General features: G+C 40.6%; 26 protein-coding genes and 1 riboswitch. Of the genes, 4 read left to right on the top strand and 22 right to left on the bottom strand.

Going from position 1 to position 26,158, the window contains the following annotated elements:
• Positions 1-169 precede the first annotated feature (169 nt).
• Both B7692_RS08305 and B7692_RS08300 read left to right on the top strand, forming a co-directional pair.
• Positions 170-688 carry a helix-turn-helix domain-containing protein gene (locus B7692_RS08305; RefSeq protein ID WP_000181350.1) on the top strand — a complete coding sequence of 173 codons (519 nt, stop codon included), beginning with the start codon at positions 170-172 and terminating at the stop codon, positions 686-688.
• A 51-nt stretch (positions 689-739) separates the two neighbouring features.
• Positions 740-1,894 carry a site-specific integrase gene (locus B7692_RS08300; RefSeq protein ID WP_084930415.1) on the top strand — a complete coding sequence of 385 codons (1,155 nt, stop codon included), beginning with the start codon at positions 740-742 and terminating at the stop codon, positions 1,892-1,894.
• Between the two features lie 131 nt (positions 1,895-2,025).
• Here B7692_RS08300 and rpsI read toward each other — a convergent pair whose 3' ends face one another.
• From rpsI to B7692_RS08215, 17 genes are all read right to left on the bottom strand, one after another.
• The gene (gene rpsI / locus B7692_RS08295) at positions 2,026-2,418 is read right to left on the bottom strand and encodes a 30S ribosomal protein S9 (RefSeq protein WP_000075973.1); all 393 of its coding nucleotides are present in this window, start codon (positions 2,416-2,418) and stop codon (positions 2,026-2,028) included.
• A gap of 18 nt (positions 2,419-2,436) precedes the next feature.
• Entirely contained in the window at positions 2,437-2,883 is a 447-nt protein-coding gene (gene rplM, locus B7692_RS08290) for a 50S ribosomal protein L13 (RefSeq protein ID WP_001044624.1), read from the bottom strand.
• A 215-nt stretch (positions 2,884-3,098) separates the two neighbouring features.
• Positions 3,099-4,298 carry an ABC transporter permease gene (locus tag B7692_RS08285; protein ID WP_049542523.1) on the bottom strand — a complete coding sequence of 400 codons (1,200 nt, stop codon included), beginning with the start codon at positions 4,296-4,298 and terminating at the stop codon, positions 3,099-3,101.
• Positions 4,295-5,188 carry an ABC transporter ATP-binding protein gene (locus tag B7692_RS08280; RefSeq protein ID WP_084930414.1) on the bottom strand — a complete coding sequence of 298 codons (894 nt, stop codon included), beginning with the start codon at positions 5,186-5,188 and terminating at the stop codon, positions 4,295-4,297. Before B7692_RS08280 ends, B7692_RS08285 begins: the two co-directional genes overlap by 4 nt.
• 235 nt (positions 5,189-5,423) lie before the next feature.
• Entirely contained in the window at positions 5,424-7,829 is a 2,406-nt protein-coding gene (pheT, locus tag B7692_RS08275) for a phenylalanine--tRNA ligase subunit beta (RefSeq protein WP_084930413.1), read from the bottom strand.
• A gap of 76 nt (positions 7,830-7,905) precedes the next feature.
• Complete coding sequence (locus tag B7692_RS08270; protein WP_084930412.1) at positions 7,906-8,415, bottom strand: GNAT family N-acetyltransferase; 510 nt, start codon at positions 8,413-8,415, stop codon at positions 7,906-7,908.
• A complete protein-coding gene (pheS, locus tag B7692_RS08265; protein WP_004257215.1) occupies positions 8,415-9,461 on the bottom strand; it encodes a phenylalanine--tRNA ligase subunit alpha in 1,047 nt (348 codons plus the stop codon). The genes B7692_RS08270 and pheS overlap by 1 nt, the downstream gene beginning before the upstream one ends.
• A gap of 270 nt (positions 9,462-9,731) precedes the next feature.
• Positions 9,732-10,181 carry a GNAT family N-acetyltransferase gene (locus tag B7692_RS08260; RefSeq protein ID WP_192855497.1) on the bottom strand — a complete coding sequence of 150 codons (450 nt, stop codon included), beginning with the start codon at positions 10,179-10,181 and terminating at the stop codon, positions 9,732-9,734.
• Positions 10,182-10,185: 4 nt separating this feature from the next.
• Positions 10,186-10,605 (bottom strand): chromosome partitioning protein ParB, encoded by a 420-nt coding sequence (locus tag B7692_RS08255; RefSeq protein WP_084930410.1) that lies wholly within the window; start codon positions 10,603-10,605, stop codon positions 10,186-10,188.
• A 27-nt stretch (positions 10,606-10,632) separates the two neighbouring features.
• On the bottom strand, positions 10,633-11,283 hold the full coding sequence (locus tag B7692_RS08250) for a phosphatase PAP2 family protein (RefSeq protein ID WP_049542531.1): 651 nt from the start codon (positions 11,281-11,283) through the stop codon (positions 10,633-10,635).
• Complete coding sequence (locus B7692_RS08245; protein ID WP_000185822.1) at positions 11,273-11,836, bottom strand: ECF transporter S component; 564 nt, start codon at positions 11,834-11,836, stop codon at positions 11,273-11,275. Before B7692_RS08245 ends, B7692_RS08250 begins: the two co-directional genes overlap by 11 nt.
• Positions 11,837-11,989: 153 nt before the next feature.
• A riboswitch (FMN riboswitch) is annotated at positions 11,990-12,224 on the bottom strand.
• A 53-nt stretch (positions 12,225-12,277) separates the two neighbouring features.
• Positions 12,278-12,781: a tRNA (cytidine(34)-2'-O)-methyltransferase gene (locus B7692_RS08240; protein ID WP_050207395.1), complete on the bottom strand. Its 504-nt coding sequence runs from the start codon at positions 12,779-12,781 to the stop codon at positions 12,278-12,280.
• A 283-nt stretch (positions 12,782-13,064) separates the two neighbouring features.
• Positions 13,065-13,577 carry a GNAT family N-acetyltransferase gene (locus B7692_RS08235; protein ID WP_084930409.1) on the bottom strand — a complete coding sequence of 171 codons (513 nt, stop codon included), beginning with the start codon at positions 13,575-13,577 and terminating at the stop codon, positions 13,065-13,067.
• Between the two features lie 316 nt (positions 13,578-13,893).
• Entirely contained in the window at positions 13,894-14,724 is an 831-nt protein-coding gene (locus B7692_RS08230) for an energy-coupling factor transporter transmembrane component T family protein (protein WP_084930408.1), read from the bottom strand.
• Entirely contained in the window at positions 14,709-16,391 is a 1,683-nt protein-coding gene (locus B7692_RS08225) for an ABC transporter ATP-binding protein (protein ID WP_084930407.1), read from the bottom strand. The genes B7692_RS08230 and B7692_RS08225 overlap by 16 nt, the downstream gene beginning before the upstream one ends.
• A 168-nt stretch (positions 16,392-16,559) precedes the next feature.
• Positions 16,560-17,108 carry an ECF-type riboflavin transporter substrate-binding protein gene (locus B7692_RS08220; RefSeq protein ID WP_084923258.1) on the bottom strand — a complete coding sequence of 183 codons (549 nt, stop codon included), beginning with the start codon at positions 17,106-17,108 and terminating at the stop codon, positions 16,560-16,562.
• An 18-nt stretch (positions 17,109-17,126) separates the two neighbouring features.
• Positions 17,127-17,975 carry an SAM hydrolase/SAM-dependent halogenase family protein gene (locus B7692_RS08215; RefSeq protein ID WP_084930406.1) on the bottom strand — a complete coding sequence of 283 codons (849 nt, stop codon included), beginning with the start codon at positions 17,973-17,975 and terminating at the stop codon, positions 17,127-17,129.
• A gap of 188 nt (positions 17,976-18,163) precedes the next feature.
• Here B7692_RS08215 and trkA point away from each other — a divergent pair, with 188 nt between their 5' ends.
• Both trkA and B7692_RS08205 read left to right on the top strand, forming a co-directional pair.
• On the top strand, positions 18,164-19,513 hold the full coding sequence (gene trkA / locus B7692_RS08210) for a Trk system potassium transporter TrkA (protein ID WP_084930405.1): 1,350 nt from the start codon (positions 18,164-18,166) through the stop codon (positions 19,511-19,513).
• Positions 19,514-19,516: 3 nt separating this feature from the next.
• Positions 19,517-20,956 (top strand): TrkH family potassium uptake protein, encoded by a 1,440-nt coding sequence (locus B7692_RS08205; RefSeq protein WP_084930404.1) that lies wholly within the window; start codon positions 19,517-19,519, stop codon positions 20,954-20,956.
• A gap of 43 nt (positions 20,957-20,999) precedes the next feature.
• Here the strand turns inward: B7692_RS08205 and B7692_RS08200 are convergent, their stop codons facing one another.
• The 5 genes from B7692_RS08200 to B7692_RS08180 form a co-directional block, all read right to left on the bottom strand.
• Positions 21,000-21,803 carry an ABC transporter ATP-binding protein gene (locus B7692_RS08200; RefSeq protein ID WP_000157661.1) on the bottom strand — a complete coding sequence of 268 codons (804 nt, stop codon included), beginning with the start codon at positions 21,801-21,803 and terminating at the stop codon, positions 21,000-21,002.
• A gap of 12 nt (positions 21,804-21,815) precedes the next feature.
• Complete coding sequence (locus B7692_RS08195; protein ID WP_000011439.1) at positions 21,816-22,709, bottom strand: ABC transporter permease; 894 nt, start codon at positions 22,707-22,709, stop codon at positions 21,816-21,818.
• An 11-nt stretch (positions 22,710-22,720) separates the two neighbouring features.
• Positions 22,721-23,698: an ABC transporter substrate-binding protein gene (locus tag B7692_RS08190; protein WP_024057377.1), complete on the bottom strand. Its 978-nt coding sequence runs from the start codon at positions 23,696-23,698 to the stop codon at positions 22,721-22,723.
• 454 nt (positions 23,699-24,152) lie between these two features.
• Positions 24,153-25,079 (bottom strand): ATP-binding cassette domain-containing protein, encoded by a 927-nt coding sequence (locus B7692_RS08185; RefSeq protein ID WP_001291284.1) that lies wholly within the window; start codon positions 25,077-25,079, stop codon positions 24,153-24,155.
• A gap of 10 nt (positions 25,080-25,089) precedes the next feature.
• Positions 25,090-26,157: an ABC transporter ATP-binding protein gene (locus B7692_RS08180; protein ID WP_000159550.1), complete on the bottom strand. Its 1,068-nt coding sequence runs from the start codon at positions 26,155-26,157 to the stop codon at positions 25,090-25,092.
• Position 26,158: the final 1 nt, after the last annotated feature.

Here is a 26,158-nt window from a genome sequence, read left to right as displayed (position 1 = left end):
CAACTAAAGTAGTTTCCGACATAAATTAACACCTCATTTCTAAATTAAATAAGCTCCGAAACCATTTAATTTGTTATTCATTTTGAATTATATATCCTTTTTGAATTTTTGTCAAGCTTTTTTATTCAAAAAGAATAAAATGTGTTATAATGATAAAAAGGAGGTTCTTATGACCAATCATATTACTAAACTGATAGAAAATAGCGGAAAAAAATTGACAGAAATTAGCGAAGCTACAAATATAGCCTATCCTACACTTTCTGGATACAATCAAGGAATCCGCAAACCTAAAAAAGATAATGCTGAAAAATTAGCAAAATACTTTAATGTTTCCGTTGCTTACATTATGGGACTTGATAGCAACCCACACGCTCCATCAAATCTTAAAATTGTTACAGATAGTTTCAAAACATCTAAAATTGGTTCTGTGACACCTTTTAAAAGCGATATGGAGAAGTTAAAGAAAAGTATCGAATTTGGCGAAAGGGCATTAACACTACCACTTGATGATAGTTTTTCAGATGAATTTCGTCATATATTCTCAGAATACCTAGCTGAGAAAAACAAACGTTTTATGTCTGAGTTTATAGACTATATGAATCACCAAAATAAAGATTCTAAAGTTTGGCAGAGCTGGATTAAAACAGACGAATACGCTATCCGCCAAGAAGATAGAAAAAATAGATAGACACTCATTTCTCGATTACATAAGCTCCGAAAACTTAGATACGGAGAAAAAATGTCTATACACAAATACAAAACAAAAAAAGGAATCCTTTACTATGTCAGCTTTTACATTGGCTTAGATGCTTATGGAAAGAAAAAAAGGCACTTAAAGAGAGGATTCAAAACCAAAAAAGAGGCAAAATTGTACGAAGCTCGTTTAGAAGCTGGTGTCGTCGCCCCTACAGTAAATGCTGATAAACATAATCCAAAAGTCACTTATAAAGAACTTTATCAAGAATGGTTTAAGGCATATGTTGGTACCGTTGAAGAAACAACTTCTTCTCAAACAAAGAATATCTATCGAATACACATTCTACCAATATTTGGAGATAAATTTATTGACCAAATCAGTCCTTTAGACTGTCAAAATTTTATTACACAAAAATCTCAGACTTTCAAAAATATCAAGCAGATAAAATCCTATACCTCAAAAATTTTTGATTTTGCAATCAACATGAACTACATTGATCGAAATCCAATGAAGAATGTTATCATGCCTAAAATCAAAAAAACTAGATCAGATAATTTTTGGTCTCTGGAGGAATTACATCATTTCCTTGATATAGTGAAAGAAACTGAGCCATTTAAACATTTTGCCTTATTTAGACTTCTTGCATTTAGTGGACTTCGAAAAGGGGAGTTATACGCTTTAAAATGGGCTGATATTGACTTTGATAGAAATCTATTGAACATAGACAAAAGTCTAGGAAGAATTGACGGTAAAGCGATTGAAAAGAGCACAAAGAATGAATCTTCAGTTCGCACAATCTATCTTGATGATGAGACAATCGATATTATTAAACAATGGAGAAATTTCTATCTAAAAGAACAATCTCAGTTGCCTCTTACAAAGCTGAATATTAGTAACGAATATATGTTCTCTTACATATCAAGTAATGACAAAATTGAACCTTTGCATGCTGATTACATTAATAACGTACTGAATCGAATTATTAAAAAGCATAAATTAAAACCAATTAGCCCACATGGGTTTAGACATACACATGCAACACTTATGTCTGAAATTGGAATCGATCCTTCTAATACATCAAAACGTCTCGGTCATGCAAGCAGTCAAATAACATTAGATGTCTATACCCACACCACAAAAACTGGTGAGAAAAACTCCATTGACAAATTTGCAGATTATCTCAATAAAGCAAAATAATTCATGATTTTAAAAATTTAGAAGAGGTTATCAGAAGGTTATCACAAAGCTATTCGAGCTCAAAAATCGACAAAAAAGCACTTTGCAAAATCTTTGCAAAGTGCTTTGAAACGTTGATATAATCGTATTGATTAACGTTTTGAGAATTGTGATGCTTTACGAGCTTTCTTAAGACCTGGTTTCTTACGTTCAACTTTACGTGAGTCACGTGTAAGAAGTCCTGCACGTTTCAATGAATCGCGGAAGTCTGGGTCTACTTGAAGAAGGGCACGAGCGATACCGTGACGGATAGCTCCTGATTGACCAGCGTATCCACCACCTACAACGTTAACGAAAACGTCGTATGAACCTACAGTTGAAGTAACTGCGAACGGTTGGTTGATGACAAGACGAAGGTCAGCGTGTGGGATGTACTCTTCAACATCTTTTTTGTTAACAGTGATTTTACCAGTTCCTGGAACAAGGCGAACGCGTGCAACAGCGTTTTTACGACGTCCAGTACCTGCATATTGTGCTTGTGACATACTTTATTGTTCCTTTCCTTAGATAAGTCCTGAAATGTCAAGAACTTCTGGTTGTTGTGCAGCGTGAGTGTGCTCAGCTCCAACAAATACTTTCAACTTCATACCTTGAGCGCGTCCAAGAGTATTGTGTGGAAGCATACCTTTAACTGATTTCTCAATCAAACGTACTGCATTTTTAGAACGAAGTTCACCTGCAGAGATTTGTTTCAATCCACCTGGGTGGTTTGAGTGAGTGTAGTAGATTTTATCAGTTGCTTTTTTACCAGTCAATTTAACTTTTTCAGCATTGATAACAATTACAAAGTCACCTGTATCAGTGTGTGGTGTAAATGTTGGTTTGTTTTTTCCGCGAAGTACGCTAGCAACTACTGCAGAAAGACGTCCAAGTGGTACATCAGTTGCGTCAACTACGTACCATTTACGTTCAACTTGGCCTGGTTTAGCCATAAATGTTGTTTTGTTCATGATTTCTCCTATATATAGTTCGATTTTTGTTTACGGTGATGGGTGTTCCTTCCCATCGAAAAGTATTTGGAAGGTTCCGGGGCCTTTCAAATGGGGTAAACAATACCGCCTACTATCATACCAAATTTCACCCCTAAAAGTCAATAGATATGAAAAATATTTTTCTAAATTCCACTCTTTTTGTCTCTAAAAAACCTCGCTTTCGCGAGGCTCTTCTATTTATAAGATAAGGCACGTTTAAAGGTTTTCCAAGGACCTAAATCATCTGTCTGCAAAACGAGACTAGCATACATACGTCCGATAAAGACTGTTGCAGTTACTGCAAAAGCAATCGTAATCGCAAGCGAAATCCAAGCTTCTAACCCATTTGCATAGCCATTAATGGCTCTAAATGGCATGAAGAAGGTCGAAATAAAGGGAATATATGAACCAATCTTCAAGATGAGATTGTCACCAGCTGCACCTAGAGCTGTCACTCCAAAAAAACCACCTATAATCAAAATCATCAAAGGCGACAAGGCTTTTCCTGAGTCCTCAGGACGAGAAACCATAGAACCTAGGAAGGCTGCTAAAACAACGTACATAAAGAGGCTAACCAAGACAAACAATAAGGTGTTGAGCGAGAAAGCCTCTCCTATATGGTTTAAAATACCAGATTGTGCCAAGATTGGTAGGTCTTTAAAGAGAAGAATGGCAGCAAGTCCACCCACGACGTAAATGCCAATATGGGTCAAAATCACAAGAAGCAGAGCCAGCATGCGAGCGTAGAAATAATGACTAGCTCGGATACTAGAGAAGACCACCTCCATGATTTTGGTTCCTTTCTCGCTAGCCACTTCCTGAGCAGTGACACTAGCATAGGTAATCAAAATCATATAAAGGAAGAAACCAAGCCCTGCGGCCGCAATGGTTTGAACAATTTTTTTGTTTTCCTTAGATTCATCAATCTTCTCAGTAAAATCAACGGTTTGACTCAGGCGTTTTTCCTGTTCTTGAGACAAATTAGCTGCCGAACGATTGAGTTGGTATTGCAGTTCATTTAGTCTATTGGTTACAGCTAGTTTGATGCCACTTTCAAGAGAGGTTTCACCATGATAGACGGCCTTGATGACGCTGTCCTCTTGGTCGACGGTTAGGTAACCCTTGATTTTCTCATCCTTGATAGCAGTTTGGGCACTGGCTTCATCCTTATAATCAAAGTTGATACCATTAGTACCCTTGAGCCCTTCTTCCACAGATGGCACTGTTGTTACTACTGCTATCTTGCTATTCTTGGCCATAGAAGACCCTTGGAGGTAGCCAATTCCTACAGATAAGGCTAAAAAGAGGAACGGCGAAATCACCATAAAGAAGAAACTCCATGACTTAACATGTCGAAGATAGGTTTCCTTCATTACAACCCACATATTTCTCATACTTCCACCCCTGATTCTAGTTTAAAGATTTCATCAATTGTTGGCGCTTGCTGGTCAAAGGTTGCGATGTATTGCCCCTGAGTCAAGATTGGGAAGAGTTCCCTTCCAGCGCTCTCATCCTCTAAGATCAATTTCCAACTGCCTTGTTTGGTCAAACTCACCTGTTTGACATGAGGAAGATTTTCCAATTCTTCCTTACTTCGTTCACTTGAAACAAAGAGACGCGTTTTCCCGTATTGATTGCGGACATCCTGGACCGGCCCATGCAAGACCACACGGCCATCTCGAATCATGAGAATATCGTCACAAAGCTCCTCGACGTTGGTCATGACATGGTCAGAAAAGATAATGGTTGCTCCGCGCTCTTTTTCCTGAAAGATGACTTGCTTGAGCAATTCAGTATTGACTGGATCCAAGCCACTGAAAGGCTCATCCAAGATAATCAAGTCTGGCTCATGAATCAGAGTAATGATGAGCTGAATCTTCTGCTGATTTCCTTTTGACAGGCTCTTGATTTTATCTGTCAGCTTTCCTTTCACTTCCAACCTCTTCATCCATTGAGGGAGTTTTTCCTTGACTTCCTTGGCATCCATACCTTTTAGAGTCGCCAAGTAGCGAACTTGTTCAAGGACTGTCAATTTAGGCATGAGACTGCGTTCTTCAGGCAGATAGCCAATCCGAGTGTAGGTCTCTTGACGAATATCCTGACCATCTAGACTGATTTCTCCTTGGTATTCTAAAAACTTCAAAATACTGTGGAAAATCGTTGTCTTCCCAGCACCATTTTTCCCGACTAATCCCAAAATACGACCTGGTCGCGCTTGAAAGTCAATACCAAACAAAACTTGCTTGGGTCCAAAACTTTTCTCTAGACTTCTTACTTCTAGCATCTTTCACCTCCGAAATGTCTTGCACTCATTATACTCCTTTTTGATAGCCTTTACAATGATTTCTGTCCATTTTTATCATCCTCATTTTAGTAAAAAATCTTGGGGTACTTTGAGTTATGAGTACATTATACAGTGCTAAATTCTAATTTATCTCTTCTGTTCCTCAACTGTCTATTTTTGATCCTGAATTGTTATTTGAAAAGCAAAAATCCACCCCGAAGGATGGATTGATACTTTAACGCACTTCTGCATTGACTTTTTCTTCGAGAGACGCTTGGATTTTTTCCATATAGCGTGCGACTTCTTCGTCCGTTAAGCTGTCTTCTGGATTTTGGAAAGTCAAGCTATAAGCCATTGACTTCATACCAAGTCCCAATTTTTCGCCTGAGAAGACGTCAAAGAGTTTGATATCTGTCAAACGTTTCACGCCGGCAGCTTGGATAGCGTCCACAACTTCTTGGTGAGTCACTTCTGCCTTGAGAAGGAGGGCAACGTCACGGCTAACTGCTGGGAATTTCGTGATTTCCACAAATGGAGCAGCTGGTTGAAGGGCAGCTTCGATGGCTGAAAGGTTGAGCTCAGTCACATACGTTTCTGGAATATCGTAAGCCTTAGCAGTGACTGGATGCACTTGGCCAAGGAAACCAAGAACTTGGTCACCGAGTGAAATCATAGCTGTACGACCTGGGTGAAGGCTAGCGATTTCAGATGTTGCCGTATAGGTTACTTGGAGTCCCAAACGAGAAAATAGCGCTTCAAGGATTCCCTTAGCATAGAAGAAATCAACTGGAACTGCTGCTGTTTGGAAATCTTTTTCAGCAACCAAGCCTGTCAAGGCAAAAGCAAAGCTGTTGATTTCATTTGGAAGTTCTTCTTTTGGATTACCTGTTTGTTCAAAGACTTTTCCAATCTCGTAAAGGGCCAAGTTTTTATTCTTACGAGCCACATTGTAGGCAACTGTATCTAGGATACCAGAAATCATATTTTGACGGAGGACAGAACGATCTACTGTCATTGGCCACATAAGTTCAGTAAGATTACTTGGTTGAGCCGTAAACTCGACTGCTTTTTCAGGAGTTGTTAGAGCGTAGGTGATGATTTCTGTCAAACCTGCCCCTTCAGCAATGGTACGAACTTGGCGACGAAGTTTTTGCGTCGCAGTCAATTCACCAGCTGTCCCATCGTCTTTTGGAAGGCTGGTTGGCAAGCGGTCATAACCATAGATACGAGCGATTTCTTCAAAGAGGTCCGCTTCGATTGTGATATCCCAACGACGACGTGGTACGCTGACTGTAAAGCTGTCTGCATTTCCAGAAAGACCAAAGCCAAGACGACGGAAGACGTCTTCTACATCAGCATATGAAAGCTCAGTTCCGAGGACACGGTTAACATCAGCAAGAGTTGAAGAAACTTCCACATCATAGGTATCAAGTTCACCCGCTGAAACGATGCCTTTGCGCACCGTCGCACCTGCAAGTTCTGCAATCATGCTAGCCGCCGCATCAAGGGCTTCGTTAACAGTTGCCACATTAATCCCTTTTTCAAAGCGAGAAGATGACTCAGAACGAAGGTTGAGACGACCGCTAGTCTTGCGGATTGATTTTCCGTTGAAGACTGCAGCTTCAAGAACGACACGACTAGATTTTTCAGAGATTTCTGTTGCTTGACCACCCATAACACCTGCAAGGGCTACTGGCTTGTCTGCGACAGTGATGACTAGGTCATTCACGTCCAAGTCACGTTCTTCACCGTCCAAGGTCACCAATTTTTCACCAGCACGCGCTTCACGCACACGGATGTCACTCCCTTCAAAGGTATCCAAGTCAAAGGCGTGCATTGGTTGACCAAAGTAGAGAAGGATGTAGTTGGTCACGTCCACCACATTATTAATAGGACGGATACCTTCATTCATAAGAAGATTTTGCAACCATTGTGGACTTGGTGCGATAGTCACATTGTCCAAGATACGAGCTGCATAGTAAGGCGCCTTGTCTGTCTCAATGACCACAGAAAGAGCATCTGCTGCAGCTTGGTCAGTTTCTGAAAGAGTAAATTCTTTAAAGTTGATTGCCTTGTCATAGATGGCTGCCACTTCGTGAGCCACCCCACGCATAGAAAGAGCGTCCGCACGATTGGGTGTGATTGAAAGTTCGATGATTTCATCATCCAAGTCTAGATATGAGAAGACTTCCTCACCTGGAACGGCATTTTCTGGCAAGATTTGGATGCCATCTGCGAATTCCTTAGGCACAACTGAGTCAGAAATTCCCAATTCACCAAGTGAACAGATCATCCCAAGTGACTCAAGACCGCGGATTTTTCCTTTTTTGATTTTGTAGTTGTCAGCGATGCGAGCTCCTGGAAGAGCCACCATAACCTTGATTCCAGCACGCACATTTGGGGCACCACAAACGATTTGACGGGCTTCTTCTTCGCCAACGTCAACCTGACAAACATGGAGGTGAGTTTCTGGCACATCTTCGCAAGACAAGACCTCACCGACGACAATTTTTGAGAGACCAGCAGCAGGTGATTCGACACCTTCTACCTCGATCCCTGTAGTTGACATTTTTTCAGCCAACTCTTGTGATGGCACATCAATGTCCACCAATTCTTTTAACCATTTATAAGATACAAGCATAATTTAGTTCTCCAGAATGACAGTTGCCACTCTAGTTCTTTTCCTTTCCTATCATTTCAATAGAAGAATCATCTTCTTACCTTAATTTCTTTTTCAGTAACCAATCTGTATCTACTTTTTGACCAACCATAAAATGATGTTGGCTAAATTTTTCAAAACCATATCGATTATAAAATGCTTGAGCTTTTGTATTATGCTCCCAAACACCTAGCCAAGCCCAAGAAAAACTATTTTTGGTAGCAAGTTCAAGAGCGAATTCAAACAGTTGCTTACCTAGTCCAAATCCTTGGAATTTTTGTAGCACATAGAGACGTTGAATTTCAAAAGCATCCTCTAATTCTCTCTCAGTCTGAGCACTTCCCCAGTTGACTTTGAGAAAACCAGCTATCTCCTCTTCATGCATAATGAAATAGGTTTCGGATTCTGGATTTTCCAACTCAGTTGACAAAACTCTCAAACTATAAGCCTCTTCAAAGTATTCCTGTAACTGCTCTTCTGTATTATCATGAGCAAATGTTTCACGAAAGGTTTGTTTGGCAATTTTGGACAACACCCCAACATCTGCCTTTTCTACTTTTCTAATCATTATTTAAACTGTTCTGAGAAGCGGACATCGCCTTGGTAGAATCCACGGATATCGTTGATTCCATAACGGAGCATAGCTACACGCTCTTGTCCAAGACCAAAGGCAAATCCAGAGTAAACAGTCGCATCGATACCACTCATTTCAAGGACACGTGGGTGAACCATACCGGCCCCCATAATTTCGATCCAACCTGTTTTCTTACATACGTTACAGCCTTCTCCACCACACTTGAAGCAAGAAACATCCACCTCAACAGATGGCTCTGTGAATGGGAAGTAAGATGGGCGCAGACGGATCTGACGCTCTTCACCGAACATTTTTTGCACAATCAACTGAAGGGTTCCTTGAAGATCAGCCATAGAGATATTTTTCCCAACAACCAAGCCTTCAATTTGGTGGAACTGGTGACTGTGGGTCGCATCGTCTGTGTCACGACGGAACACACGCCCTGGTGAGATCATTTTCAAAGGGCCTTTAGAGAAATCATGAGCATCCATTGCACGCGCTTGAACTGGAGACGTGTGGGTACGAAGTAAGATTTCTTCTGTGATGTAGAAAGTGTCCTGCATATCACGGGCTGGGTGGTCTTTCGGAAGGTTCATACGCTCAAAGTTGTAGTAGTCTTGCTCCACTTCAAAACCATCCACGACTTGATACCCCATACCGATGAAAATATCTTCGATTTCTTCACTTGTTTGTGTGAGAACATGACGGTGACCAGTCGCAACTGGACGACCTGGAAGTGTCACATCAATGCTCTCACTAGCTAATTGAGCTGCGACTTTCTTTTCTTCCAAGAGCTTAGCTGTTTCTTCAAAAGCAGCTGTCAAGACATCACGCGCTTCATTGACGTGTTTCCCGATAATTGGACGCATCTTAGCAGAGACGTCTTTCATCCCTTTGAGGATTTCAGTAAGCGAACCTTTTTTACCAAGGACAGAGACACGCAATTCTTGCATCTCTTTTTCATTTTCAGCAGTAATCTGCTTCAAGCTAGCCAGCGTTTCTTCACGAAGCGCTTTTAATTGTTCTTCAATAGTTGACATAATTCCTCCATCAGTCTCTCGTAGATAAAAAGAAAACCACATGCCAAAAACTCCACTCGGAGCGTTGACACGCGGTACCATCCGTTTTCATCTGACAAATCAGACCTTCATTTCTAAATCCATGCGCAAGTGAATTCACCCAGCTTTCATATAGAGAGCTTTCAGTCACGGCTCTCCTCCCTGATATACTTCCCTTGAGTTACTAGTCTTGCAGATTTCTATTCAATTACTACATAGTTTATCAGATTTTGAGTTAAAAAACAAGTTAGATTAGACTAATTTCAATACAAAACTCGTTCCTTTTTCTGTTGCTCCATTTTCCACAAATCCAAGCGACTTGAAACACCTCCTAGAAGCATGATTGTAGGTGTAGATTTCCTTGACTCTCAATTCTTTCCATCCTTTTACTCGAGCCAATTCAATCAAAGCACTTAGAATCTTTTTCCCAAGTCCTCGATGTTGGTAAGCGGAATTCCCAATCACAATGGGGAGATTATCCTGAGATAGTGTAACATCCCCAATTGGAAACCATTCTCCCTTCTCCTTGACTTCAATCCAAAAAAGCTCACCATGCTGATCCAAATGGGAATACATAGCTTCCAAAGTTTCTTGACTATAAGGTCTCTTCACACCATCTACGAGGTGAACCAAGTTCACATCCTGATACCAAGCAAAAGCTTCTTCACAATGATTGACCTTATAATAAGGAACAAGACGCAGTGCATTATCTATTTGTAAAATCCGTTTCATCTGCTTTCCTTTTCAACAAAAGAGTTGCTGCTTGATTAAAACCATCACACCAGTTATACCATTTTGCTTCATACTCATCTTGAGCTAAGATATGATTTTTTAAATCCAGAACAGAGTAAATTTTTCTTTCTTCGCAGGCTTGCGCATAGAGATGATATAGTTCATCACCACCATCTCTATCAAACTCAGCAGAAATCGTATCCCGACCTGCCAATAAAGCCTGATAAGCCCTGTGATGCCCATCTGTAATCAACAAGCAATCTCCAAAGGCAAGAATACTGATTGGATCGACTTGGATTGTTTCTGCCGACTGGTAAAGCATCTGAATATCTTGCAACTTCTTTTCTGATAAGTATAGTTGAGTCGGATGAAGATCTGCTATATTGACTTTCATTTCTTTCTCCTCAAGGGAATTTGATACTCACTTCTGCTTGCCTTTAAATCGCCATTGGAAGCGTAGCTTGTCATAGAAGGGAAACTCGATAAACAAGACTCCCAAGCCCACACAGAGACTGGCAAGAACGTCTGATGGATAATGAACTCCCAGATAGACCCTTGATACCAACACACTGACTAGGTAGAGGCCAAGGACGATTTGTACGATTTTTCTCCAGACCGAATCTTTAATCCGCTGACTAAGAATAACAATCAAAGTCCCTACCATCAGCGTCACAGCCAGAGAATGGCCACTTGGGAAAGAAAATCCCTTCTCCTCAACCAAGTGTAAAATAGCTGGTCGTGGGCGCTGGTAAATATTTTTAAAGGTCACGATTAAAAGACCTGCCAAAGCCAGATTTCCCAGCATGAAGAAACTTTCTATCTTCCACCGCTTACGATAAAAGACAAAAGCTGTAATGACAACCCAAGTGATAATCACTGGAATATCAATCAAGCGTGTGATGGCTCGGAAAAGAATAGTCAAATAATCTGGCAAGTCTCCTCGAACTGCAGTCTGAATCGGTTGGTCAAAACCGACCAGCGTTTCAGGGTAAAATTTGACCATATAGCCAAGAATAACGAAAAGTAAAAGGGCAAAACTGCCCTTCATTAAAAATGTTTGTTTATCTCTCATAATGTTTTAAAGTTGGTTTCAAGAGAATATACAACAACCAGAATGAAACGGAAAAGATTACTCCTTCAATCAAGTTAAAAGGTAATACCATGGTCATTAGGTAGTTGGAAAGTCCCAAAATTTTTCCAATATCAAAGTTAGCAAACTTAGCGTACAAAGGAACAGCATAAACATAATTGAGAACCAACATAGCCACGGTTAAACCAATAGTCCCAGCTAGAGAGCCTAGTAGGAAACGAAGGGTTGTCCGTTCCTTTTTCCAAATCAAAGCAAATACGATGACAAAAACTCCCAAAGCTACGATATTCATCGGCAAACCAATGTAAGTATTCACTCCTTGACTATTAAGAAGCAATTTCAAGAGTGAGCGAAGCAAGAGAATTCCTAGAGCAGCAGGCAAATCCATGACCACCAGACCCACAAGGACTGGCAAGATACTAAATTCGATCTTGAGGAAGGACGCCGCTGGCAAAAGCGGAAAGTCAAAGTACATCAGCACAAATGAGATGGCTGATAGAATCGCAATGGTCGAAAGTCGACGTGTGTTTGTCATAACAGGTTCCTCCAATTTTCTATAAAATCAGAAGAAGTTAGAAAGGATTCCCCTATCTATTCTCACTTTTTATACCCCAAAAGTTCCCTCGCACTCTATTGAGCAAACGGTTACAATTTAGCTATAAATCTATCAGAACAGACAAAGCTATTCTTTCGTCTTCTCCCATCCAGACTATACTGTCGGTTGTGGAATCTCACCACATCAGCTTGCGCTCGCGGACTTCTTTAAAGAGAAGGAAATAGAGATTTTTCTTTTAGACTAGGCGACAAGCTGTAGGCATAACTTCTGGTTAGGCAAAGCTTGTCAACAAAGTATAAAAGGAAAAGATCATTTCCTAGTTAAAGTCACCGCCGGTCGGGAATTTCACCCTGCCCTGAAGACTCTTTTATCATAACAAAAAACGCTTGCAAGCGCAAGCATTTAGTTCATTTTCATTTTTTATTTCAATTTATCCACTTCATAGGTATGAACAAGCTCAAGACCTGCAAAGTTCTGCTGGCGAAGAGCCTCATAGACAATCATACAGACGGTATTAGACACATTGAGACTGCGAACATGTTCATCATTCATAGGAATACGGAGAGCCTTTTCAGGATGTTCTCGCATAAAGTCCTCAGGTAAGCCCTTGTCTTCACGTCCAAAGAGAAAATAGTGGTCTTCGTCAGTAGATAAATCCACCTCAGAATACACTTTCTCAGCGAATTTTGAAATCAGATAGAGTTTTCCCTTCATCTGAGACATGAAATCTTCTAAACTGTCGTAAAAATAAATCTCTAGCTTATCCCAATAATCCAATCCAGCACGCTTCATCTTGCGGTCATCAATAGGAAAACCCATAGGCTTGATGATGTGGAGGGGAGAATTGGTCGCAGCGCAAGTACGCGCGATATTTCCTGTATTTTGTGGAATTTGAGGTTCAAATAATACAATGTGATTTGTCATGACTTGCTTCCTTTCACCATTGCAAAAAAATAGCCACACTGCCCGGAGTCAAGCTCAGCAAACAGCGTGGTTAAGGCATCGTTAACTTACCTCACAACAGGTTTGAAGTAAATCAGCGAAACTACTTTCTTAGTATAACACTTTCAGAATCATTGTCAATAGAAACGACTTGATTTTTTCAATTTTTTCAAGCTATTTCCAAGGGTTTCTAGGAGAAAATTCTTAAATATCTGCAAAAATTGCTTACTCTTTTATACCTATCTGTGGACTGGAAATGATGATATTATGACCTCGTTATCTCAAATACTGCTGTATGAACCCACTCATTATGAATTTGTAAGTCATTTTCTATAACCTTACTAAAGGTGAAGCCATTTTTTAAAAGCACCCTCTGAGAGGCTAGATTACCTGTTGCCGTTCCTGCAATGATTCTATTGAAACCATAAGTCGTGAAGGCTTTTTCTAAAACGAGTTTAACCGCTTCGCTGGCATAACCTAAATTGCTAACAGTTTCCCCAATCCTATACCCAAGCTCTGCTGTTTTTCGATTATTCTCTAAAACACTTAAATTAATTCTTCCGGCCATAACGCCTTGCGAATCTCTGATAAGATGCATGTAGACATCATGATTCTCTTGTTCCCTTAACAATTCCCTTGTAATTTCTTTAAAACCTTCTAAGTCAAAATAGTGAGCTGGTCTAGGAGGTAAATTCCGCTCAAAATACTCCCGATTTTCTTTTTCAAAAGAATAGATATCTATACTATTGTCTTCAGACATCAGCTCTAAACTTATCATTGTAAACCATCTCCCGTCATTATATACATTCAACATTTTCCCATGTTTACACAAAATGAAATTAACACGATTTAAATTAAGTACTTTTACTATTTTATATCGTCTCTACATTATGACACTGAACTTAGTTGAAAATGATTATATTTGAATAACTTTGATTTTGTAGTGTAAATTCTACTATAAAGTAGACAAACTAATTCATATTTTGTCAAAAAGTTTCAAGTATACAATTATTAACTTTATTTCTCATACAATCTATCAATAAAAAGTTATAGAATAATTTCTCTTTACTTATCTAATGAAAACTTTGACAATACTATTTCCAAGGGTTGTAAAATCGTCCCTGATTTTGCAAGATAAGTAGTAAACTAGCTACTAAAAACAAGGCTGCCAAGAGCAAGGTAAGATAATCACCTTTTTTCAAGGCCTGATAACTATACCAAGTGCGTTTTTTCTCTTTCCCAAAGCGCCGAAGCTCCATGGCGGTCGCGATGGTATCAATGCGTTCTAACGAGCTAAAAATCAAGGGCGTAATAATGCGCAGATTGCCTTTGATTCGTTGCATAAGAGAAGCTTTCTTGGATAATTCCATCCCACGCGCTTCCTGAGACATCTTGATAGTAAAGAATTCTTCCTGCAAATCTGGAATATAGCGTAAGGTCAGGCTGACTGAATAGGCAATCTTGTAAGGCACACCAATTTGATTTAAACTGGAAGCAAACTGACTAGGGTGGGTTGTCATCAAAAAGATAATAGCCAGAGGAATAGTGCAAAGGTACTTAATGGCCAGATTTAGCAGATAAAAGAGCTCTTGACTGGTCAGAGTGTAGGAACCGATTCCCTGCCAAATCACACTTCTCTCTCCGTAAAGTCCAACCCCATACTCGGGAGAAAAGAGATAGACCATCAAAACGTTTAAAACAGCAAATACCGTCGCAAAAACTGCTACAAAGGAAACATCTTTAAAGCGGATTTCTGACAAATAGAGGAGAAAGACCGAAAAGATAGCAATCAGAACAAGCAGTCTGGTATCATAGCTAATCATGGCCGCCAATGACACGAGGATGAAAAAGAGAAGTTTTCCAGCTCCTGACAAGCGATGAATCACAGTATCTCTATGCTGGTAACCGATTAATTTAGCTTGCATTCTTCTCTCCTTTCTTTGTAAAATGCCGTTAAAGCAAGTGGATCCACATCTAGTTTCTTGGCCAAGTTGAAGATTGAAGTTTCTTTTAGATTGGCTTTTACTAACAACTCAGGATTACTCAACAGACTAGCTGGATCAGTATCAGCAATCAATTCCCCATCCACCATGACAAGGGCTCGGTCTGAATAATCCAGCATCAATTGCATATCATGGGTAATCATGACAATGGTATGACCTTTTTGATGCAACTCTTCGAGAAATTCCATAATCTCAGTATAATTCTTCTGGTCTTGACCTGCTGTCGGTTCATCTAGGAGGATAATTTCAGCTCCTAAAACCAAAATCGATGCAATAGTCACACGTTTTTTCTGACCAAATGACAGGGCAGAAATGGGCCAATTACGGAATTCATAGAGACCACAAATTCTCAAGGTTTCATAGACTCTCGTTTCAATTTCCTGCTCGTCCACACCTCGCAAACGAAGTCCCAGAGCCACCTCATCAAAAATCATATTGGTTGAAATCATTTGATTGGGATTTTGCAGCACATAGCCTACTCGTTCCGCCCGTTCTGCTACCGAATCCCCTTTTATATCCTGCTCTTCCCAAAGATAGCGACCTTCCGTCTGGATAAAGCTACTTAAGGCCTTGGCTAGGGTTGATTTCCCTGCTCCATTTTTCCCGACAATGGCAATCTTTTCGCCCTTTTTAATATCCAAATGTAGGGACTTTAAAATCGGTCTATCATCATAAGAAAACGACACGTCCTCTAGTCTAAAGAGTGACTGCAATTCTGGGGTTTCTTTTGCCAGTTCCGTCCGCAACTGAACCTGGCCTTTTGAGATAGACAAGTTGTCCAAATTTGCTAATTGTTCTTCTTTAGCTAAATCCACACCTAATTGACGTAAAGTGGTTAGATAAAGGGGTTCTCGAATTCCATTTTGGGTCAACAGGTCAGTCGCCAATAACTGATCAGGACTCCCATTAAAGAGGATACGGCCATCGTTTATCAAGACAATCCGATCCACAGGGCGATGCAGAACATCCTCCAAACGGTGCTCGATAATAAGAGTCGTCGTTCCCTCTTCCTTATGAATCTGGTCAATCAATTCGATAATATCCTGACCTGACTTGGGATCCAGATTGGCGAGTGGCTCATCAAACAAAAGAATCGGACTCTCATCAATCAAAACACCAGCTAGACTAACTCGCTGCTTTTGTCCACCTGACAAATCCTGAGGACGCTGCGGCAGTAAAGAAATAAGGTCCAGCTTTTCAGCCCATTTATGAACACGACTTTTCATCTCTTCTAGACTTGTTACATCATTTTCTAGCGCAAAAGCTAAGTCCTCTGCCACGGACAAGCCGATAAACTGCCCATCTGTATCCTGCAAAACTGTACTGACCAGATGAGATTTATCGTAGATGCTCATATCAAATGCTGCTTGCCCCCTGATCAAAAATTCTCCAGATGTCTGACCCTTGTAAATATTTGGAATAATCCCATTCAAACACTGACCCAAGGTAGACTTACCTGACCCAGATGGCCCAACAATTAAGACTTTCTCTCCCTTATAAATGGTTAAGTCCACTCCTTGCAAGGTCGGTTCTTGTTGCGTTTCATACTGGAAAGAGAAATCCTTCCACTCAATTATAGCTTCTTTCATCTTACTCTCTTCATTCGCTTCTTAGACTTCTATTTTATCATAAATCGAACCCTTCTTGCAGACTCTTCTATTAAAAACTTAGCGCCAACAAGATTCCTAGCCTAAATTGCTTACCCGACTAGTCTATAAACATCGAAAAAGACCGGTTGCCCAGCCTTTTCCTTTATGTTAATCCTTTTTCAAACTTCCTGAACGAGTCTGCGTACGTGAATAAGCTAGCAAGAGAAGGGTACCTGCGATAGCTACAGTTACAGCATTAGCAATTCCCGCAACAATCCCTTGGGCAAATACTTTTTCTGCCGCTTCTTGATAAATCACAACATCTCCAAGTGGTGCCAAGACACCCCAAACAAGGGCATTTGCAAGTAGTTGAATGAGGTTAAAAATAAGAATATCTTTCCAGTCAAAGACACCATTGATCACGCGAACGTACTTTCTAAATAGCCCCACAGCTAGACCGAAGAGCCCGCTAGCAATAATCCAAGTCCACCACAGACCATAGCCAGCAAGAGAATCCTTGATTGCATGACCAATCAACCCGACAAGCAAACCGATAATCGGTCCAAAAATAATAGAAAGTAGCGCTTGTACCGCATACTGAAGCTGGATGCTTGTATTTGGAACAGGGGTCGGAATATTGATCATCCCGATGACGACAAAGAGGGCAGCGCCAATTCCGACAGCAACAACTTGTTTAATTGTAAATTTGATTTCCATACTATTTATTCTCCTATTTTATCCTTCTATTTTCTTTATTTCAATGGTCCAAGATGAACCGACACCCACATTATAGGCCTTGGCAAAGGAACCTTGGTTAATTGCCAGACCTAAACGATAGAGAGAGTTGATGTAAAGGATGGGTTGCCCAATTCTCACATCTGCAAATGATTTGCCATAAACAACCTGATTTTGATAGACCAGCATATCTGCATGATAGATAGTCACTTCAAAACGGTCACCGAATGCTGGTTCCAGCTTGTAAAATTCTTCTCGTGTGATAGAGGTCCAAAGCGAACCAAAACGCACATCCAGAATATCAATAGCTCCCTTCACCAGATGATCTTCTATGATGGTCTCTACGACTGGAAGCTCTACAATCTGATCCACACTGAGCTCTGGCCCCACTTCCTCAAAAGTAATGTGACCACTGGCCAGTTTAGCACCAGTATAGGCATAGACATCACGACCGTGGAAGGTATAAGAATGCTCTGTATTTTGACGTCTATTGGCCACTTCAGAAATTTCACGAATGGCTACAATGCCAACGTGTTTCTTAATAAAAGAAAGCGTCCCATTGTCTGGCGTGACAATGTATTGATTTTTTGCAGTCTTGGCAACCACACTCTTACGTTTCGAACCGACACCTGGATCGACCACCGATACAAATGTCGTTCCCTCAGGCCAGTAATCCACCGTCTGAAAGAGACGGTAACTCCCCTCAAAAATATTATAAGGCGTGATATCGTGCGTCAAATGATGAATTTTTAAGGTTGAAGATTCTTCTAAAGCCACTCCAATCATAGCCGATACCGCACCATCAACCAGACCAAAGTCTGATTGTAATACCAGTAAATTATTATTCATTTTATCTCCTTGTATATCCTTTATCATACCATATTTTCTAGAAAGTAGCTAATAGCTATTTCAATTGATTAGGGTATAGTTTTACCTTATAGCAAATTTCCTACTAAAAGCTCTGCTTATTAGCTAGTAGGTGCATTTTTTCTTGAAAAAAGGTATGATAGTTACATCATGAAGAAGTAGGTTTTATTATGAAAATTATCCTTGTCGGAGGGGGAAAAGTTGGTTCTGCCCTCTGTCGCTCCTTGGTTTCAGAAAAGCATGATGTTTTGCTGATTGAGCAAGACGAAGCTGTCCTCAATCATATTGTCAATCGCTTTGATATCATAGGCATCCTTGGTAACGGGGCCGATTTTACCATCCTTGAGCAAGCCAGCGTCCAGGATTGTGATATCTTTATCGCCCTGACTGAATACGATGAAGTGAACATGATTGCAGCCGTTCTAGCAAAAAAAATGGGAGCTAAAGAGACCATCGTTCGGGTGCGGAACCCTGAATATTCTAACTCTTATTTCAAGGAAAAGAATATTCTCGGTTTTTCTCTTATCGTTAACCCTGAGCTCTTGGCTGCCCGCGCTATTGCTAATATCATTGACTTCCCCAACGCCCTCTCTGTCGAACGTTTCTTTGGTGGACGGGTCAGCTTGATGGAATTCGCTGTTAAATCCTCCAGTGGTCTTTGCCAAATGCCCATTTCTGATTTTCGGAAAAAATTTGGCAATGTCATTGTCTGTGCGATAGAAAGGGATCATCAAATTATCATTCCAAGCGGTGACATGACTGTACAGGATAAAGATAGAATCTTTGTCACTGGTAACCGTGTTGACATGATGCTCTTCCATAATTATTTCAAGTCTCGTGCCGTGAAGAGTCTTCTTATTGTTGGAGCTGGTAGAATTGCCTATTATCTACTAGGTATCCTCAAAGACAGTCGTATCGATACCAAGGTTATTGAAATCAATCCTGAAATCGCTAGCTTCTTTAGCGAGAAATTCCCAAACCTCTACATCGTTCAAGGAGATGGTACCGTAAAAGATATCCTGCTGGAAGAAAGTGCTCAAAACTATGATGCCGTTGCGACTCTAACAGGGGTCGATGAGGAAAATCTGATTACCTCTATGTTCCTTGACAGGGTAGGTGTACAGAAAAATATTACTAAGGTCAATCGTACCAGTCTCCTCGAGATTATCAATGCGCCTGATTTTTCAAGTATCATCACACCTAAAAGCATCGCTGTAGATACGATTATGCACTTTATTCGTGGCCGTGTTAATGCCCAGTATTCAGACCTTCAGGCCATGCACCATCTAGCCAATGGCCAAATCGAAACCCTGCAATTCCATATCAAGGAAGCCAATAAAATGACTGCCAAACCTCTTTCTCAACTAAAACTGAAAAAAGGGGTTCTTATAGCAGCCATCATTCGAAAGGGCAAGACTATTTTCCCTACTGGGGAGGATATGTTGGAAGTTGGAGACAAGCTCCTAGTAACAACCTTGTTGCCAAACATCACCAAGATTTATGACTTGATCGCGAGGTAAGAAATGAATAAAAGTATGATTCGTTACCTCCTTTCAAAATTACTTTTGATTGAAGCTGTTCTTCTTTTGGTTCCTGTGTCTGTCGCTCTCTATTACCGTGAATCGAGCCAAGTCTTTACGGCCCTCTTTTCAACAATAGGGATCCTCGTATTACTAGGCGGTTCAGGAATTTTACAAAAGCCCAAAAATCAACGGATTTATGCCAAGGAGGGAGTCTTGATTGTTGCCCTCTGTTGGATCCTTTGGTCCTTCTTTGGCGGTCTCCCCTTTGTTTTTGCTAAGCAAATTCCCAGCGTTATCGATGCCTTTTTTGAAATCAGTTCTGGCTTTACAACTACTGGAGCAACTATTCTGAACGACGTTTCGGTTCTCAGTCGTTCCCTCCTCTTCTGGCGAAGTTTTACCCACTTGATTGGAGGGATGGGAGTGCTTGTTTTTGCACTTGCTATTATGGACAATGCCAAGAATAGCCACCTAGAAGTGATGAAGGCTGAGGTTCCTGGTCCCGTCTTCGGTAAGGTTGTATCCAAACTCAAAAATACTGCCCAGATTCTCTATCTCCTTTATCTAGCTCTCTTTTCCCTCTTTGTCATCCTCTATTATCTGGCTGGTATGCCCCTATTTGATAGTTTTATCATCGCTATGGGTACTGCGGGTACAGGAGGATTCACCGTCTATAACGACGGAATTGCCCACTATGGTAGCTCACTGATTACCTATCTAGTTAGTATCGGAGTTCTGGTTTTTGGGGTAAATTTCAACCTCTACTACTACCTCATGCTCCGTCGCATCAAGGCCTTCTTTGGAGATGAAGAACTCCGGGCTTACTTAGTCATCGTAATGATTTCTACAGGCTTGATCAGCCTCAATACTCTCTACCTCTACCCGGGATTTTCAAAGAGTTTTGAAATGGCCTTCTTCCAGGTTTCCAACATCATTACAACGACTGGTTTTGGATACGGAGACATTACCAACTGGCCCCTCTTCTCCCAGTTTATCCTCCTCTTCCTCATGGGAATCGGTGGTTCTGCTGGTTCAACCGCAGGTGGACTCAAGGTTATTCGAGGCCTTATCCTTTCAAAAATTGCTAAAAACCAAATTTTGTCAATCCTATCGCCCCACCGTGTTTTGACCCTCCATGTTAATAAAACGGTGATTGACAAAGATACCCAGCATAAGATTCTCAAATACTTTGTCATCTATTCTATGATTTTGCTAGCGCTTATCTTTATTGTCAGCCTAGATAGCAATGATTTTCTGGTTGTGACCAGCGCTGTCTTTAGCTGTTTCAATAATATTGGGCCTATCCTAGGAACCACTTCTAGTTTCTCAATCTTTAGTCCTATCTCAAAAATTCTCCTCTCCTTTGCAATGATTGCAGGGCGCTTGGAAATATACCCAATCTTACTTCTCTTTATGAAGAGAACTTGGTCTAAAAGATAAAATACAACCACACCTTGTATCTAACAAAGTGTGGCCTTTTTCTTTATCCCAAAACCAATTCATCACTAACTAGGCTTTGCCCACTATTTTTCTGGAAGAGATGCATGAGATCTTCAACCGTCAGATGCTTTTTCTCCTCTCCCTTAACATCCACCACTATCTTACCTTGATAAAGCATAATGAGACGATTGCCGTACTCAATCGCATGGTTCATATCATGTGTAATCATCAGAGTAGTCAACTGATGGTGCTCCACAATCTTTTGCGTCAAATCCATCACCATTTGACTAGTTTTCGGGTCAAGTGCCGCAGTGTGTTCATCCAACAGCAAGAGCTTAGGTTTTACCAAGGCTGCCATGACCAGGGTCAAGGCCTGTCTCTGTCCTCCTGAAAGGTATTGAGTATCCACTTTCAAACGATTTTCAAGACCAATATTCAACTCCTTCAAGGCCTCTTGGAACTGGATTCTGTCCTTCTCCTTCACTCCCCAACCAAGCCCTCTCTTCTGCCCGCGTCTCAAGGCAATAGCCATATTCTCCTCAATCGTCAAACGAGAAGCTGTTCCCATCTTAGGATCTTGAAAAACACGGGCAATATCCTTGGCTCTCTTTCTTACACTCAGATTTTTAATGGATTTCCCTGCCAGTAGAAGGTCCCCTTCGTCCACCGATAGATTGCCAGCCAAGATATTCATCAAAGTGGATTTCCCTGCTCCATTTCCACCAATCACAGAGATAAAATCTCCCTCTTCAACTTCTAAATCTAATCCTTTGAGGACATGGTTCTCATTGACCGTCCCTGCTTCAAATGTTTTGTGAATATTTTCAAGTGTTAACAAACTTGCCATAACTTTCTCCTCCTATTCATTTCTCAATTTCAGACCACGAATCTTTAATCTCTTTTGCAATTCTGGTGCAAATAAAACTAAGGCTAACAAGATTGCATTAAAGAGACGAACCAGATTTTGATCTAGATTTGGAATCTCATAGATATTTAAAATAATCAAACGGTAAACAATAGCACCGATTCCGATGGATAACAGGCGGCCTCCAATGGTCAAGTCGTGTATCAAAACTTCCGCAATAATCACTGCACTCAAACCAACAACAATGGTTCCTGTCCCAGAAGTCACATCTGAAAATCCATCATTTTGGGCAAACAAGGAACCACACAAGGCAATCAAGCCGTTTGAAATCATGTAACCAACAATCTTCATGGTGTCTACATTAACCCCATTGGCCTCACTCATCGGAATATTGTCCCCAGTCGAACGCAAGACCAAGCCAATCTCTGTCTTCATCAAAAGAGTCAAGACCAAACAAACAAGTAGGAGACAGGCCAAACTGAATGAGAAAACAGCTTCTTCATTTGTCAGCCCCAAGCTCGCCAATTGTTTAAAGACAGTTGAAGAATCTCCCAAGGAAAGGTTGGGCACACTGCCCATGATTTTAATATTGATTGAATAAAGCCCTGTCAAGGTCACAATCCCTGTCAAGAGAGCTGGGATTTTCATCTTGGTGTGGAGCATTCCTGATACAAGACCAGCTACCATACCTGCCAGCAAAGCAAGTAAGGTCGCAATCCAAGGATTTGTCCCTGCCTGTATCTGCGATACAACGACAGCTGCCCCCAAAGGAAAGGCTCCTTCAGCAGTCATATCCGCAATATCCAAAATACGGAAAGTCAAGTAAACTCCAATGGCCATAATCGACCACAACAAACCTTCTGATAAACTAGATAATACAAAACTCATCTTAAACCTCCCTATTCCTTGCTTTCCAACTTACTAATATCAATTCCTAGTGCATCTGCCATTTCTTGATTGGTATGCAATTCCAGTTTTTCAGGCAACTCAACTGCTATATTTTCTGGTTTCTCACCTTTTAAGACACGAATCAACATGCGGGCTGTCTGCCGTCCCAATTCTTCATAATTGGTACCGTAGTTATACAAACCACCAACCGCAATCATTTCCGTTGAGCCACCGAATACTGGAACCTTGTGTTTAATAGAAACCTGCTTAACTGTTTCCATGGTTGACGAAATGATATTGTCCGTTGGTACAAAAACCATATCCACTTCTGCCATCAAACTCTCTGCTGCCGCTTTGACATTGTTACTGTCCAAGATTGTTTTTTCAACAACGGTAAAGCCTTTTTCTTCCAGAAGTCGCTTAGCTTCATCCTTTTGGACAACTGAGTTTGGCTCGCTCTGAGTATAGAGGATTCCAATTGTTTTAGCTTTTGGCAACACTTTCTTTATCAAATTGATTTGGGTTGAGATAGCATCTGATGACTGATCACTTGTTCCAGTTACATTGCCCCCAGGATGCTCTCTTGACTCTACCAACTTGGCACTGACAGGGTCTGTTACAGCTGAAAAGATAACCGGTGTCGTTTGTGTTGTATTAGCCAAGCTCTGAGCAGAAGGCGTTGCGATAGCTAGAACGACATCACTAGATTCTGCTAGTTGCTGGGAAATCGTTTTTAGGTTTCGTTGTTCTCCCTGTGCATTTTGCAAATCAATCTCGATATTTTTCCCTTCAGCATAGCCTTGCTTGGCAAGCTCATCCACAAACCCTTCTCTAGTAGCGTCTAAGGACTGGTGGGTAATAAATTGCGAAATACCGATACGAAACACATCTTTTTTCTTATCTGCCTTCAACTGATGCAAACTAATCAGAGAGGTCAAGAGAATCCCCACTACCAAGAGAGGGGCTAGTAATTTTCGAACAACTTTCATAATGAAACTCCTTCTCAGAAAAGATAAAACAAAAAACCGCCTAGATAATATCTAAACGGATGCTTGAAATAAGCTAACAAGTTACAACTTAGCTAGTCCATTTAGATATTCATCTATATGGACCACAATCAAAAATCTTAGCCACATAGATACAAACAAATTGCTTGAACTGTTTGCATCCATGGTGACATGTCTACAAACACTATCTAAAGTAGCTAAAGTAAAAGTTTTGATTCATCGTTACAGCTTGTCTCTTATTCATTTCTTTTTCTGCTTTCTTTTTTGATGTTTCCTATCTTACCACCTTTTTCATCAGCTGTCAAGAATATTTCAGAATTTTTTAAAATTTTTCGAAAATTCTTTCAGGATACTTTCAAAGATTTTTTCAAATCAGTCCAACAAAAAAAGGTTTATAATTCCCATAAAAATTGATATGGAAATTATAAAACCATTATTAGTTTAACCCTTGTTGGTAACGCGCTAATTCGGCTTGGTTAGCCCAAACATAGTGACCTGGACGGATTTCTACCATAGATGGCTTATCAGTCTCATAGTCGTGTTGACTTGGGTCGTAAACCTTCAAGACCTTCTTACGTTCCAAGATTGGATCTGGGATTGGTACCGCTGAAAGCAAGGCTTGAGTATATGGATGAATTGGATTGTTAAACAATTCTTCTGTTTCTGCAACCTCTACAATAACACCCTTGTAAATAACTGCGATACGATCTGAAATAAAGCGAACGACAGACAAGTCATGGGCGATGAAGAGATAGGTCAAACCAAGTTCTTTTTGGAATTTTTTGAGCAAGTTCAAGACTTGAGCACGCACAGAAACGTCCAAGGCTGAAATGGGCTCATCCGCAATAACAAAGTCTGGTTGCATGACCAAGGCACGGGCAATACCGATACGTTGACGTTGACCACCTGAGAATTCATGAGGGTAACGAGTCAAGTGCTCAGCAAGAAGCCCCACTTCACGGATAATATTTTTAACTTTCTCTTTACGTTCTTCTTCATCCTTGAACAGATGATGATTGTAAAGACCTTCAGAAATAATATAATCAACAGTCGCACGTTCATTCAAACTTGCGGCAGGATCTTGAAAAATCATCTGGATACGACGAATCAATTCTGCAGCTTGTTCACGCGATTTCTTACCATTAATCTTTTGACCATCAAAAATGATATCCCCATTACTTGTATCATTAAGACCGATGATGGCACGACCAATAGTTGTTTTCCCACTACCTGACTCACCTACAAGCGAGAAAGTTTCTCCCTTGTTGATAAAGAAGTTAGCATTTTTAACTGCGACAAACTTCTTACTTCCTTCACCGAAGGAAATTTCTAAATCTTTGATTTCTACTAATTTTTCAGACATTTCCTTCCTCCTAGTCAGCCAGATGGGCAAATCCCATTTTTTCACGAATCTTATCATGGAGATTTGCAATCACAGCTGGTTTTTCTACTTTTGGAGCATCCTCATGAAGTAGCCAAGTTTTAGCCCAATGTGTCTCTGATACTGAGAATTGAGGAGCTTTTTGTTCGAAGTCAATTTGCATTGCATAGTCAGAACGCAAGGCAAAGGCATCCCCTTTCAGGTCAGTATAAAGTGACGGAGGTGTTCCTGGGATTGAGTAAAGATCCCCTTTATCATCAGCAAGCTGAGGCAAGCTAGACAAGAGACTCCATGTATATGGATGGCGAGGGTCATAGAAGACTTCCTCAACAGTTCCATACTCAACGATTTCTCCTGCATACATAACCGCTACCTTATCTGCAATACTTGCCACCACACCAAGGTCGTGGGTGATAAAGATTGTTGTGAAATGGTACTCGTTTTGTAAAGATTTCAACAAATCAATAATCTGAGCTTGGATGGTCACATCCAAGGCAGTCGTTGGCTCATCACAAATCAAGACATCAGGTCGGCAGGCAAGAGCAATCGCAATAACGATACGTTGACGCATTCCTCCAGAATATTGGAATGGGTATTCATCAAAACGTCTATCTGCATCTGGAATCCCAACCTTATTCATGTAGTCAATGGCCAATTCTTTCGCTTCTTTAGCTGTTTTTCCTTGGTGTTTTACAATAACTTCTGTAATCTGACTACCAATTGTTTTAATTGGGTCCAAACTAGTCATTGGATCTTGGAAGATAGTCGCAATCTTAGCGCCACGAATTTGTTCCCAATCCTTGTGAGAAGATAAAGCTGTCAAATCTTGACCACGGTAGTCAATGCTACCTTGGGCAATGCGACCATTTTCTTCAAGCATACCTGTGAAAGTCTTTGTCAAAACAGATTTTCCTGATCCTGACTCACCTACCAAGGCTAATACTTCTCCTTCAACTAGTTCAAGGGAAACGCCGCGAATGGCTGTCAATACTTTGTCACGAACGTCAAATTCCACGACAATATCGCGAGCAGTCAAAATTACATTTTTTTCTTTTGTCATT

The organism is Streptococcus mitis, from assembly GCF_002096925.1.
GTDB lineage: Bacteria > Bacillota > Bacilli > Lactobacillales > Streptococcaceae > Streptococcus > Streptococcus mitis_AF.
The sequence above is the reverse complement of the archived record's forward strand: the minus strand, read 5'-3'. Positions and strand labels throughout refer to the sequence as shown.